At 57.0% G+C, this 14,102-nt stretch carries 18 protein-coding genes; 11 read left to right on the top strand and 7 right to left on the bottom strand.

Annotation, left to right across the window (positions count from 1 at the left end; all coding sequences use genetic code 11):
- The first annotated feature begins 2 nt into the window (after nucleotides 1–2).
- Genes ulaC through AC2CGP_RS20495 form a run of 4 tightly spaced genes read left to right on the top strand, consistent with a single transcriptional unit; the run spans nucleotide 3 to nucleotide 2,689 of the window.
- Nucleotides 3–470: a PTS ascorbate transporter subunit IIA gene (gene ulaC / locus AC2CGP_RS20510; protein WP_015368614.1), complete on the top strand. Its 468-nt coding sequence runs from the start codon at nucleotides 3–5 to the stop codon at nucleotides 468–470.
- Between the two features lie 15 nt (nucleotides 471–485).
- A complete protein-coding gene (gene ulaD / locus AC2CGP_RS20505) occupies nucleotides 486–1,139 on the top strand; it encodes a 3-keto-L-gulonate-6-phosphate decarboxylase UlaD (protein WP_015368613.1) in 654 nt (217 codons plus the stop codon).
- 9 nt (nucleotides 1,140–1,148) lie between these two features.
- On the top strand, nucleotides 1,149–2,003 hold the full coding sequence (locus AC2CGP_RS20500) for an L-ribulose-5-phosphate 3-epimerase (RefSeq protein ID WP_015704177.1): 855 nt from the start codon (nucleotides 1,149–1,151) through the stop codon (nucleotides 2,001–2,003).
- On the top strand, nucleotides 2,003–2,689 hold the full coding sequence (locus AC2CGP_RS20495; RefSeq protein WP_015704178.1) for an L-ribulose-5-phosphate 4-epimerase: 687 nt from the start codon (nucleotides 2,003–2,005) through the stop codon (nucleotides 2,687–2,689). Before AC2CGP_RS20500 ends, AC2CGP_RS20495 begins: the two co-directional genes overlap by 1 nt.
- A gap of 61 nt (nucleotides 2,690–2,750) precedes the next feature.
- Here the strand turns inward: AC2CGP_RS20495 and AC2CGP_RS20490 are convergent, their stop codons facing one another.
- Together AC2CGP_RS20490 and AC2CGP_RS20485 are read right to left on the bottom strand one after the other, a co-directional pair.
- Nucleotides 2,751–3,944 (bottom strand): MFS transporter, encoded by a 1,194-nt coding sequence (locus tag AC2CGP_RS20490; protein ID WP_213759867.1) that lies wholly within the window; start codon nucleotides 3,942–3,944, stop codon nucleotides 2,751–2,753.
- Nucleotides 3,945–4,091: 147 nt separating this feature from the next.
- Entirely contained in the window at nucleotides 4,092–4,367 is a 276-nt protein-coding gene (locus tag AC2CGP_RS20485) for a YdgH/BhsA/McbA family protein (protein ID WP_020079809.1), read from the bottom strand.
- A gap of 339 nt (nucleotides 4,368–4,706) precedes the next feature.
- Here AC2CGP_RS20485 and rpsF point away from each other — a divergent pair, with 339 nt between their 5' ends.
- The 5 genes from rpsF to AC2CGP_RS20460 all read left to right on the top strand — a co-directional run bounded on the left by rpsF (nucleotide 4,707) and on the right by AC2CGP_RS20460 (nucleotide 7,226).
- A complete protein-coding gene (gene rpsF, locus AC2CGP_RS20480; RefSeq protein WP_004098001.1) occupies nucleotides 4,707–5,102 on the top strand; it encodes a 30S ribosomal protein S6 in 396 nt (131 codons plus the stop codon).
- Nucleotides 5,103–5,107: 5 nt separating this feature from the next.
- Nucleotides 5,108–5,422, top strand: coding sequence for a primosomal replication protein N (gene priB / locus AC2CGP_RS20475; protein ID WP_015704181.1), 315 nt, complete (start codon nucleotides 5,108–5,110; stop codon nucleotides 5,420–5,422).
- A gap of 4 nt (nucleotides 5,423–5,426) precedes the next feature.
- Nucleotides 5,427–5,654: a 30S ribosomal protein S18 gene (rpsR, locus tag AC2CGP_RS20470; protein ID WP_000135199.1), complete on the top strand. Its 228-nt coding sequence runs from the start codon at nucleotides 5,427–5,429 to the stop codon at nucleotides 5,652–5,654.
- Between the two features lie 41 nt (nucleotides 5,655–5,695).
- Nucleotides 5,696–6,145, top strand: a complete 450-nt coding sequence (gene rplI, locus AC2CGP_RS20465) for a 50S ribosomal protein L9 (RefSeq protein WP_015368607.1) — start codon at nucleotides 5,696–5,698, stop codon at nucleotides 6,143–6,145.
- 145 nt (nucleotides 6,146–6,290) lie between these two features.
- Nucleotides 6,291–7,226: a DMT family transporter gene (locus AC2CGP_RS20460; RefSeq protein ID WP_020079808.1), complete on the top strand. Its 936-nt coding sequence runs from the start codon at nucleotides 6,291–6,293 to the stop codon at nucleotides 7,224–7,226.
- Nucleotides 7,227–7,258: 32 nt separating this feature from the next.
- Here the strand turns inward: AC2CGP_RS20460 and AC2CGP_RS20455 are convergent, their stop codons facing one another.
- Nucleotides 7,259–7,930, bottom strand: coding sequence for a LysM-like peptidoglycan-binding domain-containing protein (locus tag AC2CGP_RS20455; RefSeq protein ID WP_015368604.1), 672 nt, complete (start codon nucleotides 7,928–7,930; stop codon nucleotides 7,259–7,261).
- A gap of 209 nt (nucleotides 7,931–8,139) precedes the next feature.
- Between AC2CGP_RS20455 and bamJ the strand changes: the two genes are divergently transcribed.
- Nucleotides 8,140–8,760 (top strand): BamJ family beta-barrel-assembly machinery protein, encoded by a 621-nt coding sequence (gene bamJ / locus AC2CGP_RS20450; RefSeq protein ID WP_002886687.1) that lies wholly within the window; start codon nucleotides 8,140–8,142, stop codon nucleotides 8,758–8,760.
- Nucleotides 8,761–9,067: 307 nt separating this feature from the next.
- Complete coding sequence (cycA, locus tag AC2CGP_RS20445; RefSeq protein ID WP_015368603.1) at nucleotides 9,068–10,471, top strand: D-serine/D-alanine/glycine transporter; 1,404 nt, start codon at nucleotides 9,068–9,070, stop codon at nucleotides 10,469–10,471.
- A gap of 64 nt (nucleotides 10,472–10,535) precedes the next feature.
- Here the strand turns inward: cycA and ytfE are convergent, their stop codons facing one another.
- The 4 genes from ytfE to AC2CGP_RS20425 form a co-directional block, all read right to left on the bottom strand.
- Nucleotides 10,536–11,201, bottom strand: a complete 666-nt coding sequence (gene ytfE, locus AC2CGP_RS20440) for an iron-sulfur cluster repair protein YtfE (RefSeq protein ID WP_045396903.1) — start codon at nucleotides 11,199–11,201, stop codon at nucleotides 10,536–10,538.
- A gap of 82 nt (nucleotides 11,202–11,283) precedes the next feature.
- The gene (locus tag AC2CGP_RS20435; protein WP_213759896.1) at nucleotides 11,284–12,258 is read right to left on the bottom strand and encodes a DMT family transporter; all 975 of its coding nucleotides are present in this window, start codon (nucleotides 12,256–12,258) and stop codon (nucleotides 11,284–11,286) included.
- Between the two features lie 76 nt (nucleotides 12,259–12,334).
- The gene (locus tag AC2CGP_RS20430; RefSeq protein ID WP_045360334.1) at nucleotides 12,335–13,159 is read right to left on the bottom strand and encodes an AraC family transcriptional regulator; all 825 of its coding nucleotides are present in this window, start codon (nucleotides 13,157–13,159) and stop codon (nucleotides 12,335–12,337) included.
- A gap of 80 nt (nucleotides 13,160–13,239) precedes the next feature.
- Nucleotides 13,240–14,088, bottom strand: a complete 849-nt coding sequence (locus AC2CGP_RS20425; protein ID WP_100279283.1) for an SDR family oxidoreductase — start codon at nucleotides 14,086–14,088, stop codon at nucleotides 13,240–13,242.
- Between the last annotated feature and the right edge of the window lie 14 nt (nucleotides 14,089–14,102).

Raw genomic sequence — 14,102 nt, 5'->3', positions numbered from 1 at the left:
CCATGAAACTTCATGATTCTCTAGCGCAGAACCACTCCATACGCCTGCAGGCGGAGGCGGAAAGCTGGCAGGAGGCGGTGAAAATCGGCGTCGATCTGCTGGTGGCCGCCGACGTAGTGGAACCGCGTTACTACCAGGCGATCCTCGATGGCGTCGCGCAGCATGGCCCCTATTTTGTTATCGCGCCGGGGCTGGCGATGCCGCACGGCCGTCCGGAAGAGGGGGTTAAGAAAACCGGATTTGCGCTGGTAACCCTCAAAAAACCGCTAATTTTCAATCACGAAGATAACGACCCGGTCGACATTCTAATCACCATGGCGGCAGTTGACGCCACCACCCACCAGGAGGTGGGCATCATGCAGATCGTTAACCTGTTTGATGACGAAGCCAATTTCGACCGTTTACGCGCCTGCCGCACCGAGCAGGAAGTGCTGGATTTAATTGAAAACGCCACTGCGGCGGCTGTTTAAGAGGGAGTTGATACGATGTCTCAGTTACCAATGTTGCAGGTTGCGCTGGATAACCAAACCCTGTCTCACGCCTATGAGACCACCCGCCTGATCGCCGAAGAGGTGGACATCATTGAAGTCGGCACGATTCTCTGCGTCGGCGAAGGGGTGCGCGCGGTGCGCGATCTGAAAGCGCTGTACCCGCATAAAATCGTACTGGCGGATGCCAAAATCGCCGATGCCGGAAAAATCCTGTCGCGGATGTGCTTTGAAGCCAACGCCGACTGGGTGACCGTGATCTGCTGCGCCGATATCAACACCGCCAAGGGGGCGCTGGATGTCGCCAAAGAGTTCAACGGCGACGTGCAAATTGAGCTGACCGGCTTCTGGACCTGGGAGCAGGCGCAGGCGTGGCGCGATGCGGGCATTCAGCAGGTGGTCTATCACCGCAGCCGCGACGCGCAGGCCGCGGGCGTGGCGTGGAGCGAGGCGGATATCAGTGCGATTAAGCGTCTTTCCGATATGGGCTTCAAAGTCACCGTGACCGGCGGATTGGCGCTGGAAGACCTGCCGCTGTTCGCCGGTATTCCTATTCACGTCTTTATTGCCGGTCGCAGCATCCGCGATGCCGCCTCGCCGGTGGAAGCGGCTCGCCAGTTTAAACGCTCTATCGCCCAGCTGTGGGGTTAAGGAGCGGTTATGTTGTCGAAACAAATTCCGCTCGGTATCTATGAAAAAGCGCTCCCCGCCGGGGAGTGCTGGCTGGAGCGGTTACAGCTTGCGAAAGCGCTGGGTTTTGATTTTGTTGAAATGTCGCTTGATGAAACCGATGCCCGTCTCGCCCGGCTGGACTGGAGCCAGGAGCAGCGCCTGGCGCTGGTCAAGGCGGTAGCCGAAACCGGCGTCCGGGTACCATCGATGTGCCTTAGCGCCCATCGTCGTTTTCCGCTCGGCAGCGAAGATGACGCGGTGCGCAAGCAGGGGCTGGACATCATGCGTAAAGCCATTCAGCTGGCGCAGGATGTGGGGATTCGGGTGATCCAACTGGCGGGCTACGATGTTTATTATCAGCAGGCGAATGATGAAACGCGCCGCCGTTTTCGTGAAGGCCTGAAAGAGAGCGTCGAGATGGCCAGCCGGGCCCAGGTCACGCTGGCGATGGAAATCATGGACTATCCGCTGATGAACTCGATCAGTAAGGCGCTGGGTTATGCCCACTACCTGAACAATCCGTGGTTCCAGCTTTATCCGGATATTGGCAATTTATCGGCGTGGGATAACGACGTACAGATGGAATTGCAGGCCGGCATGGGGCATATCGTGGCGGTACATGTCAAAGATACGAAGCCCGGCGTCTTTAAAAACGTGCCGTTTGGTGAAGGGGTCGTCGATTTTGAACGTTGCTTCAAAACGCTCAAGCAGACGGGCTACTGCGGTCCGTATCTGATTGAGATGTGGAGCGAAACCACCGATGACCCGGCGGCGGAAGTCGCGAAAGCCCGTGACTGGGTGAAAGCGCGGATGGCCCGCGCGGGCCTGACGGAGGCGGCATAATGCAGCAGCTTAAACAGCAGGTATTTGCAGCTAATATGGATCTGCCGCGCTACGGGCTGGTGACCTTTACCTGGGGCAACGTCAGCGCAATCGACCGGCAACGTGGGCTGGTGGTGATTAAGCCCAGCGGCGTAGCCTACGAGTCAATGACCGTCGATGATATGGTGGTGGTCGATTTGCAGGGCAACGTGGTGGAAGGGCGCTGGCGTCCCTCTTCTGATACCGCTACCCACCTTGCGTTATACCGCCGTTATTCCGGCCTTGGCGGGGTGGTGCATACCCACTCGACGCACGCTACCGCCTGGGCGCAGGCGGGGCTGGCAATCCCGGCGCTCGGCACCACCCACGCGGACTACTTCTTCGGTGATATCCCCTGCACCCGGGCGCTCAGCGCACAGGAGGTGGAAGAGGCCTATGAGCTGAACACCGGGAAGGTGATTATCGAAACGCTGGGCGAGGCCAACCCGTTACATACGCCGGGAATTGTGGTGTATCAGCACGGACCTTTCTCCTGGGGGAAAGATGCCCACGAGGCGGTGCACAATGCGGTGGTGATGGAAGAAGTGGCGCGAATGGCGTGGATCGCCCGCGGCATTAATCCGCAGCTACAGCCCATCGACAGCTGGCTAATGGAGAAACATTTTCTGCGTAAACACGGGCCTGACGCCTACTACGGGCAGAAGTAAGCTACGCGCTCCGGGGCTTTCACCTCAGGGTGAAGCAACTGGTCTGGCCCCGGAGCCGTTTTTAACCCTGACGATAGGCCGATGGCATACAGCGCATGCCGATGAGCGTGACCACGCAAATCATCGCGCCGGCGTAAAACGTCGATGCGGCGCCGAAGGTTTCCCACAGTACTCCTGCGCCGGTACTGGCCAGCAGCAGCGCCAGGCCGCTCATCAGGTTAAACATGCCGAATGCCGTACCGCGTAGTTCCGGCGGCGCGGTATGCGCAACCATCGCCGCCAGTAGCCCCTGCGTCATCCCCATATGAATCCCCCACAGCGCGACGCCGATCAGCAGCGTGCTCCAGTGGCCGCTGAGCGCCAGCACGATATCGGCGAGGATCAGCACCAGCAGCCCCCATTGCAGCAGTTTGCTGTGGCTCATGCTGTCAGAGAGCTTACCGAACGGGTAAGCCGTGAGGCTGTAGACCAGGTTCATCGCGACCATCACCAGCGGAATAGTAAACAGCGGGATCTCCATCTGCTGGGCGCGCAGTACCAAAAAGGCTTCGCTGAAGCGGGCGAGGGTGAAAATGCTGCCAATCGCGACCACCCACCAGTAGGCGGCGGAGAGCTTTTTCAGGTTTTCGCGCTTCAGCGGATTGCTACGTTTGTGCGCGATGGCGGATTTCGGCTCCTGCAGGCCAAAGCCCAGTAGAGCAATGGATAGTACGGCGGGAATGACCGCCACCCAGAAGATAGCGTGAAAATCGTTGGCCCAGATGAACATCAGCAGCACCGCCAGCAGCGGGCCGAGAAAGGCGCCGACGGTATCCAGCGCCTGGCGTAACCCGTAGGCAGCGCCACGGATCTCCGGCGGTGTTACGTCGGCGACCAGCGCATCGCGCGGCGCTCCGCGGATACCTTTTCCGACGCGGTCGATCATGCGGGCGCTAAATACCACCCCGGCGCTCGGCGCGAGGGCAAACAGCGGTTTACTCAGCGCCCCCAGCCCGTAGCCAAGCAGCGCCAGCCCTTTGCGTTTGCCAACGTAGTCGCTAATGACGCCGGAGAAGACTTTGAGAATTAAGGCGGTGGCTTCGGCTAGCCCTTCGATAAGACCGATAATAATGACGCTGGCGCCGAGCGTGGTGGCCATAAACAGCGGAAGCAGGCTGTGGATCATCTCGGATGAGACATCCATTAGCAGGCTGACGCCGCCGAGCACCCAAACTCCTTTCGGGATGCGACCTAACGTCGCGAAACGCGGGACCATCAATCACTCCTGATTAACAAACGGTGAATTGATGATTAAATCAGGTTGCGATGACGCTGGTAAGTCAGTTTGGAAAATAATTCTCAATTGCGTTTACATCGGCTATCGCTTCGCCCCTCGTGAGGAGAGGCGAAGCATCGACCTGGGTTAGCGGTAAATAGCGGCGCTGGCATGAATAAGGCCATTGCTCTGCGGTTCGTGAATCAGGATTGGCTGGAAGTACTTCGCTCCCAGGGCATCGCTTTCCTGGTTCAGGGCCTGGTCGGCCTCTTGCTCGCTAGCCATATTATGGTTGATATAAATTACGCCCAGACTCTGCACATCGTCCATGTTGCGAGCCTGACGCCCATCGATTTTGATGGCTGCCAGCGCGTTGGCGCTAAGGAGTAGCGCAGCCATAACGGCGATGATAATGCTTTTCATAGAACGCTCCTTACTGACAGTACGGGTAAAACGCTGGACTCCTCTTGCTGGTGTCTGGCCATTGATTAAATTGTAATCGCTGGCGCGTCGCCTGATAGCGACCTTTTCTGATGCAGTTGTTCAAAAAAATGCCGCGTTCGTTATTGGTTAATTTTAAATCACCCACTTAGCCCAGCTTGGCGCTTAGTGCGAATTATTTGTGCAAATGCGCTTGTGTTCCTGGGGGGGCGCAATTAGAATGACGCGTCAATTTTTCAGCCGCCCTTTAACACGTTCCTTGCCTCCATGGGCCGCGGCTGACCCAGACAGGAGGCTGAATAATCCGTAAGGAGCAATTCGATGCGTCATTACGAAATCGTTTTTATGGTCCATCCTGACCAGAGCGAACAGGTTCCGGGCATGATCGAACGTTACACTGGTGCAATCACTGCAGCAGAAGGTACGATCCACCGTCTGGAAGACTGGGGCCGCCGTCAGCTGGCTTATCCGATCAACAAACTGCACAAAGCTCACTACGTTCTGCTGAACGTTGAAGCGCCGCAGGAAGCGATCGATGAGCTGGAAACTAACTTCCGCTTCAACGACGCCGTTATCCGCAGCATGGTAATGCGTACTAAGCACGCTGTTACCGAAGCATCTCCGATGGTTAAAGCGAAAGACGAGCGCCGTGAGCGTCGTGAAGATTTCGCTAACGAAACCGCAGATGATTCTGAAGCTGGGGATTCTGAAGAGTAATCCTGATGACCAACCGTCTGGTGTTGTCCGGCACCGTGTGCAGGATGCCCCTTCGAAAGGTCAGCCCGTCAGGAATTCCTCATTGCCAGTTCGTGCTTGAGCATCGTTCTGTGCAGGAGGAAGCCGGTTTTCACCGGCAGGCGTGGTGCCAAATGCCCGTTATTATTAGCGGACACGAGAACCAGGCCATTACTCACAGTATAACGGTCGGTAGCGCAGTCACCGTTCAAGGGTTCATTAGTTGCCATAAGGCAAAGAACGGCTTGAGTAAAATGGTTCTGCATGCCGAGCAGATTGAATTGATAGATTCTGGAGACTAGCCATATGGCACGTTATTTCCGTCGTCGCAAGTTCTGCCGTTTCACCGCGGAAGGCGTTCAAGAGATCGACTATAAAGATATCGCTACGCTGAAAAACTACATCACCGAAAGCGGTAAGATTGTCCCAAGCCGTATCACCGGTACCCGTGCAAAATATCAGCGTCAGCTGGCTCGCGCTATCAAACGCGCACGCTACCTGTCCCTGCTGCCGTACACTGATCGTCATCAGTAATCGGTCACGGTCCATTAATACGACTTTGAGAGGATAAGGTAATGCAAGTTATTCTGCTTGATAAAGTAGCAAACCTGGGTAGCCTGGGTGATCAGGTAAACGTTAAAGCGGGCTATGCTCGTAACTTCCTGGTACCACAGGGTAAAGCTGTTCCAGCTACCAAGAAAAACGTTGAGTTCTTCGAAGCGCGCCGCGCTGAACTGGAAGCCAAACTGGCTGACGTTCTGGCCGCTGCTAACGCACGTGCTGAAGCAATCAACGCACTGGGCACCGTTACCATCGCGTCCAAATCTGGCGACGAAGGTAAACTGTTCGGTTCCATCGGTACTCGCGACATCGCTGACGCTGTTTCTGCAGCTGGCGTTGCCGTTGCGAAGAGCGAAGTTCGCCTGCCGAACGGCGTTCTGCGCACCACCGGTGAGCACGAAGTAGACTTCCAGGTTCACAGCGAAGTCTTCGCTAAACTGGTTGTTAACGTTGTAGCTGAGTAATTTTTTACTCAACTCACGTCGATGCGCCGGCCTTGTGCCGGCGTTTTGCTTTTTAGCGCCAGCCTGATTTTTATCTGGTATGGTAGCTATTCTCTCCACTTTCTGGATGATAAAATAAAACACGATTTTATTTCCGGTAAAGTTAATGGACGCTTCCTTTCCGACCCCCTCGATTTTTGCCAATAAAAAAGTAGCTTATGTCTGCGCGACCCTATGCTGTCTGCTGTGGGGCAGTTCTTATCCGGCGATTAAAAACGGCTATGAGCTTCTGCACATCGCCACCGATGATGTTCCCTCAAAAATTGTTTTTGCCGGATATCGCTTCCTGTTTGCGGGCTTATTGTTGCTGCTGTTTGCGCTCGCGCAGCGCAAACCCATCGCCCGGCTCAATGGCCGCCAGTGCGGGCAGCTGGCGATGCTGGGGCTGACGCAGACCGCTATCCAGTACGCCTTCTTCTACGTTGGCCTGGCATTCACCACCGGAGTGAAGGGATCGATTATGAATGCCACCGGGACGTTCTTCAGCGTTCTGCTGGCGCATTTTATCTACCAGAATGACCGGCTCAGCTATAACAAAACTATCGGCTGTGTGCTGGGCTTCGTCGGCGTGATGTTGGTGAACTTCAACACCTCATTGGGCGATTTTAATTTTGTCTGGCAGGGCGATGGCTTTGTCGTGCTGGCGGCGTTCATCCTCTCGGCGGCGACGCTCTACGGCAAACGCATCTCGCAAACCGTCGACCCGACGGTGATGACCGGCTGGCAACTGGCCTTCGGCGGCCTGGTGCTGGTGGCGGGCGGGTATTTGACCGGCGGGGAGCTACGGATGCACAGCCTGACCGCAGCGATGATCCTTGGCTATTTAACTCTGCTGTCGTCGATAGCTTTCGCACTATGGAGCGTGCTGCTCAAGCACAACCGCGTCAGTATGATTGCGCCGTTTAACTTTGTTATCCCGGTGGCCGGGACGGTGCTGTCGGCGATCTTTCTTGGCGAGAATATTTTTGAGTGGAAGTACGCGATCGCACTGGTGTTGGTATGCGTAGGGATCCGCTGGGTGAACAAAAACCAGGCGCGTTAGGCCGGGTGTTCGACCCGACCTAAGCGAAGTGTTTATCGCGCGCGCACGAAGCTGCCGTTCGACTGGCGGGTGAACAGCACCTGCTGGCCGTTGCCGGTATCGATAGTGAGGCCGGTGACGACGCCGTTGGCGTTCTGGCGAATTTGCACCGTTTGTCCACTTTGCAAGGTGCTTAATGGTTTGCCGGCGCCTTCGACCTGCGCCATGGCATAGACGTCAGTGGCTGGCAGTCCGTGGTCGCGGAACAGCTGCGCCAGCGTTTTGCCGGATTCAATCCGGTAGGTGCGCCACTGCTGTTCAATGCCCGGAGCAGACTGCTGCTGCGCCGGTTGTTGATACGGCTGAGAAGAGGAAGCGGTTTGCGTCTGGTCTGGCTGTTCATCCTGAATGGCTTCAGGCGCCACAGGCGCAACCTGGTCGGCATCGCTGACCGTCGGTGTATTGGTGATTGGCGGAAGCGGCACGGCCTGATTGCCCGAACCTTGCGGCTGAGACTGGGACTGCAGATCGAGATTAGCTTCGCGGCTGGCCTGGGTCGGCGTGCTGTTATCGCCGGAGGGGAGCAGGAAACCAATAATGACCAGCAGGAAGCCGGCGATGATGCCGCGGCGATGCATGGGCGGTAGCGGATCCATGAGACGAAGTTGATCCGGGGCGTGCCAGATCTTCGCCAGGGTAGATGTCAATTCAAAGCGCCCGGGCATGGCTTTCCTCCTGCTCCGCATATTTTTATCCTGCTTATGAGTATAGACGGCTAACGTCCTGAAGGTAGAGGTTAACCTGATATCGCCTATTGTTTCTGTTTCGCTGAGATTTGTCATCATCCGCCGACAAAGTTTTACCCATTCCTCTATGGCTGTTATGCTTTCGAACGCTTTTCTCAAGATGTTTATCACCCAAAAAAGGAACAAAGATGGCAACCCCGACTTTTGACACTATCGAAGCGCAGGCAAGTTACGGTATCGGCTTGCAGGTTGGACAACAACTGAGCGAATCCGGCCTGCAGGGGCTGCTGCCGGAAGCGCTGGTTGCCGGCATTGCCGATGCGCTGGAAGGTAATCAGCCGCAGGTGCCGGTTGAAGCCGTACACCGCGCGCTGCGTGAAATCCATGAACGCGCTGACGCCGTGCGTCGCGAGCGCTTCCAGGCGATGGCCGCTGATGGCCAGAAATACCTCGATGAAAACCGTGAAAAAGAAGGCGTGAACAGCACTGAATCCGGCCTGCAGTTCCGCGTACTGACGCAGGGCGAAGGCCCGATCCCGGCGCGCACCGACCGCGTACGCGTTCACTACACCGGCAAACTTATCGACGGTACCGTGTTCGATAGCTCCGTGGCCCGCGGCGAACCGGCTGAATTCCCGGTGACCGGCGTGATCGGCGGCTGGATCGAAGCGCTGACTCTGATGCCGGTGGGTTCCAAATGGGAACTGACTATTCCGCACAACCTGGCTTATGGCGAGCGCGGCGCGGGTGCTTCTATCCCGCCATTCAGCACCCTCATCTTTGAAGTTGAGCTGCTGGACATTATTTAAGCACCAGGGGCTTCCTCTCCTGTCAGGGGGAGGAAGCCGATAAAAACAGTGTAAAATCCTTAAGTTATAAATTTATTGGAATTTTGTATTGCATATAAGTTCGTTGAGTGTATTTTTGTGAGCTGTTTCGCGTTACATTGGTGATATAACACTCACTTTAAACATAAAATTAACATTATATCTAAATCATAGTATTCATCCCTCCGATTCTTACCTAATATCGATAAACCCTCTTGCCAGGGTTGCGACAAATGACAGGCCAACAGAGCCTGAACAACACAGACAGGTACAACAGGAAGAAAATCACATGGTAGATCAGGTCAAAGTCGTTGCCGACGAGCAGGAGACGACTGAACAATCGCTACGGCGAAATCTCACTAACCGGCATATTCAGCTTATTGCTATCGGCGGGGCGATCGGCACCGGGCTGTTTATGGGGTCTGGCAAGACCATCAGTCTCGCCGGGCCATCCATTATTTTTGTTTATATGATCATCGGTTTTATGCTGTTTTTCGTCATGCGTGCAATGGGCGAATTACTGCTGTCGAACCTCGAATATAAATCATTCAGTGACTTCGCCTCCGACCTGTTAGGGCCGTGGGCGGGGTATTTTACCGGCTGGACCTACTGGTTCTGCTGGGTGGTCACCGGGATGGCGGACGTTGTCGCCATCACCGCCTACGCGCAGTTCTGGTTCCCCGGACTTTCTGACTGGGTCGCTTCGTTAGCGGTTATCCTGCTGCTGCTGGGCCTGAACCTTGCAACCGTGAAGATGTTTGGCGAAATGGAGTTCTGGTTCGCGATGATCAAAATCGTCGCTATCGTGGCGCTGATCGTGGTCGGCCTGGTGATGGTGATGATGCACTTTAAATCGCCGACCGGCGTCGAAGCCTCATTCGCGCATCTGTGGAATGACGGCGGCTGGTTCCCGAAAGGCCTCAGCGGTTTCTTTGCCGGCTTCCAGATAGCGGTATTCGCCTTCGTGGGGATTGAGCTGGTGGGTACTACCGCGGCGGAAACCAAAGACCCGGAAAAATCACTGCCGCGGGCGATCAACTCCATCCCGCTGCGTATCATTATGTTCTACGTCTTCGCGCTGATTGTGATTATGTCGGTGACGCCGTGGAGCTCCGTCGTGCCGAGCAAGAGCCCGTTCGTTGAGCTGTTTGTTCTGGTCGGCCTGCCGGCTGCCGCCAGCCTGATCAACTTCGTGGTACTGACTTCCGCCGCCTCTTCCGCTAACAGCGGAGTGTTCTCCACCAGCCGTATGCTGTTCGGTCTGGCGCAGGAAGGCCAGGCGCCGAAAATGTTCGCCAAGCTGTCGAAGCGCGCGGTGCCGGCGAAGGGCTTAACCTTCTCCTGCATGTGCCTGCTGGGCGGCGTGGTAATGCTGATGGTCAACCCGAGCGTGATTGCCGCGTTCACCATGATCACCACGGTGTCGGCGATTCTGTTCATGTTCGTCTGGACCATTATCCTCTGCTCTTATCTGGTCTATCGTAAAAAGCGTCCGCAGCTGCACGAGAAGTCCATCTATAAGATGCCGCTGGGTAAAGTGATGTGCTGGGTGTGCATGGCCTTCTTCGTCTTCGTACTGGTGCTGTTGACGCTGGAAGATGATACCCGCGAAGCGCTGATGGTCACCCCGCTGTGGTTTGTTCTGCTGGGCGCGGGCTGGCTGTTTGCCGGTAAAAAACGTCTGGCGAAATAAAAAAGGCCACCCGGAGTGGCCAATAAACTGACAATGTCGAGAGGGCGCCTGCGGGCGCCTTTTTTTATGATTTTCCGGCGAGGGCACGCGGGAACAGCACGTTATTTTCCAGACTGATGTGCTCCATCAGGTCGTCAATCATCTCGTTAATGCCGTTGTACATCGCTTTCCAGGTAGTGCAGGCTTCCGGCGGCGGCGTCACGTTATGGGTGATGTGCTTGATCACTTCCAGCAGTTCGCCCGCTTCGTCATGCTCGCTTTCCATTACGCTGATAGGACCACCGGCCTGAGCGCCCATGCCCTGCTTGATCATCGGGAACAGGATCTGCTCCTCTTTCATCATGTGGCTGGAGAGTTCCTGGTGCAGCATGGTCAGATATTTGGTTAGCCCTTTTGGCACGTTCGGTTTATCGGCGTGGACGCGTTCAACCTTGGTTGCCTGCAGGATCAATTCCGGCAGCTGTTCGCGGTGGCGATCATGATAGCGAACGATGATGTGGTCGATGATGTCGGCGAACGGCGCGGCGCGCCAGTCGCGCTCGACCGGTTGCTCGGCCAGTTTCGCCAGCTCGGCTTCAATCGCCGCAACATCCAGCGCTTTGCGCGTCGCCGCGCGCTCCAGGGTTTGTTTGCCGCCGCAGCAGTAATCCATATCGTATTGACGGAACAGTGCGGAGGCGCGCGGGATGCTCAGCGCCAGCTCGCCCAAAGGTTGGTCACGGAAAGCCATAGCAATTACCTCGTCATCAAAAATATAAGATGCATATTAAATGCATCTTATGTCGATGGGAATACCCCTTTGGGATACCAGGCTATTTTTTGGGCTCAACGCGCAGTTCCTGCAGGACCGGTTTATCCGGGCGGGCGCGAACCGCCGACACCACGCCGAGCACCAGCAGCAGGATACCGCTGAGCGTCAGCAGCGGCGGCAGGCTCTGGCGGAGAAGGAAGGTGTACAGCAAACCGGCCAGCGTCTCGAAGACGATCAGCGGCCCGAGGATCACCGTCGGCAGACGCTGGCTGGCAATATTCCAGCACAGCGCGCCCACCCACGAGCAGAGCACGGCAATCGCCAGCATCAGCGCGATGAATACAGCCGGGCGCGGGCCGAAGGGGAGCGGAAAGTTGAGGTGTTGGCCCTGCAGCCACCAGCAGGCGGCGATGTAACCGACCAGCGAGAGCGGCAGGGTGACCAACGCCTGCGCGGTGGCCCACATCATCGGCGGCTTATCCGGGTTTTCACGCAGCCAGCGGGCGTTGCGCAGGGCATACCACGCCCAGCAGACGACGGCGATCAGCGCGAGAACAATGCCCGAACCATAGCGCCACGGGCTGAAATCAGGAAGCCCGTGCTGCAGCTCCGCCACGTTGACGCACACCAGCCCCAGGGCAATACAGATTAGCGCCGGAAATAGCCGCCGCCACGGCAGCTTGCCATCGCGCTGGCTATAAAGCAGGTTGGCGCACACCGGCAGTACTACCGGCAGGGTGCCGATAATCATTGTCGATACCGGCGCGCCGGTGCGCTGAATGGCGCTGGCCAGACAGAAGTAATAGATCAGGTTTCCCATCATGGTCAGCGCCAGCGCGGTCCACCAGTCCTTGCCGTTCAGTTGGCGTAGACGCGCGCGGCCGAGCCACGCCAGCGGCAGAGCGATAAGTCCCAGCGCCAGATAGCGCCCCATCGACTGCAGCACCGCCGGATATTCCGGCACCAGCAACGGGCCGACGAAAATCAGCCCCCACATTAACCCCGCCAGCAGGGCATACAACACGCCGCTAATCATGATGACATCCATCTTCAGTTTGCTTGCGCCAAGTGTAGGAGGGTACGAGGGAAAGAATATTGTATGAGATTGCGCTTTAGCGCCCGGCGACCTGCTTTTGGTAACGCACCGGTGTGATGCCGTAGCGACGGGTGAAGGCACGGGTTAAATGTGACTGGTCGGTTAACCCGGCGGCGATGGCCACTTCGGCGGCAGGCATGCCGTGGGTCAGAAACGCCTTGGCGCGCCAAAGGCGAATCGCCATCAGCATCTGGTGCGGGGTAACGTGAAAGTGGGCTTTAAACTGGCGCTGGAAGTGATAGGGGCTGAGCGCTGCCACCTGCGCCAGTTCATCAAGGCTGACGGCGCGCATATAGTTATCGTGCAGGTAGTCGCGTACCCGATCGAAGCGGTGCGCCGCTTCCGGCGCCATTGGCGCATGGTGGGCCAGCGGGCGGAAGATATCAACCAGGTCGAGCAGTATCCCTTGCTGCGCCAGCGGATCGTCAGCGTGCCACAGGCCGTAAATCAGTTGGCCGATTTGCCGGGCACGCTGCGGCTCCTGGCGCACAACCTCGCTGAACCACCAGTGGCGAACACCGGTGAAGGCTTCCAGCCGATCCGGCTCCAGATAAATCATCCGGTAGCGCCAGCCTTCGGCGGTTTCCGCCTCGCCGGTATGGAGCTCATCCGGATTCATGGTGACGATGGAATTGGCTGAAGCGACGTGCTGGCTGCCGCGATAGCGAAAGCGTTCGGCGCCTTGTTCAATCACGCCGATGCCGAAGGCTTCGTGGGTATGCGGTTCAAAGGCATAACGAGAAATATGGGCGTGATAGAGCTCAACGCCGGGAAGTTGTTCGAGATGGCGAAAGCGCGCGCGGTCTTTTTCATCGCTAAATTGTGGTGGTACGCCCTGCATGCCGTGTCTCCCGACGATTCATCCCTTCAATATTAGAGATGAAGCGCCGGGACGCAACCGCAAAAACTGACAGGGAGCGGTTAAATGATGCCTTTTACGCTATCGGCAAGCGACGTGGTCGGGCGGCCAATCAGTTTGCTCAGAGTGCGGCTGTCGTCAAACAGTCCGCCTTTCGACGCGCCGGTATCGGAATCCGCCAGCATATCGGCAAGCCCGGACGGCAGGCCGACGTTTTTCAGCGCGGCGGCGAAATCGGCTTCGCTGAGGTTTTGATAAACCACATTTTTCCCGCTTTGCTTGCTCAGCTCTGCAGCCAGTTCGCTCAGGGTCCAGGCGTTGTCCCCCGCCAGTTCGTAAACTTTCCCGGCATGACCCTCACCGGCAATAACGTGAGCGGCGGCGGCGGCATAATCGGCACGGGTGGCGGAGGCGATTTTACCCTCCCCGGCGGCGCCGATAAACACGCCGTGTTCCAGCGCCGGCGGCGCGCTGGCCAGATAGTTTTCGGTATACCAGCCATTACGCAGCAGCGCGTAAGGAATACCGGAATCAGCCAGCATTTGTTCGGTTTCGATATGTTCACCGGCCAGGCCCAGCGGTGAGGTATCGGCATGCAACAGGCTGGTATAGGCGATAAATTTCACCCCAGCGGCTTTGGCGGCGTTAATGACGTTACGGTGCTGAACGGCTCGCTGGCCGACTTCGCTTGAGGAGATTAATAGCAGTTTATCAACCCCTTGCAACGCGGCGGTAAGGGCGGCTTCATCGCCGTACTCGGCCTGCCGCACAGTGACGCCCCGCTGGCTGAGCGCTTGCGCTTTCGCCGGGTTGCGGACAATCGCCACAATCTGGCTGGCGGGGACGGTTTTTAACAGATCATGCAGTACGTGCTGGCCAAGCTGGCCGGTGGCGCCGGTAATCGCGATCATAGGTCTTCTCCTTC

It is taken from the genome of Klebsiella sp. SYXHC3 (genome assembly GCF_057196925.1).
The sequence above is the reverse complement of the archived record's forward strand: the minus strand, read 5'-3'. Positions and strand labels throughout refer to the sequence as shown.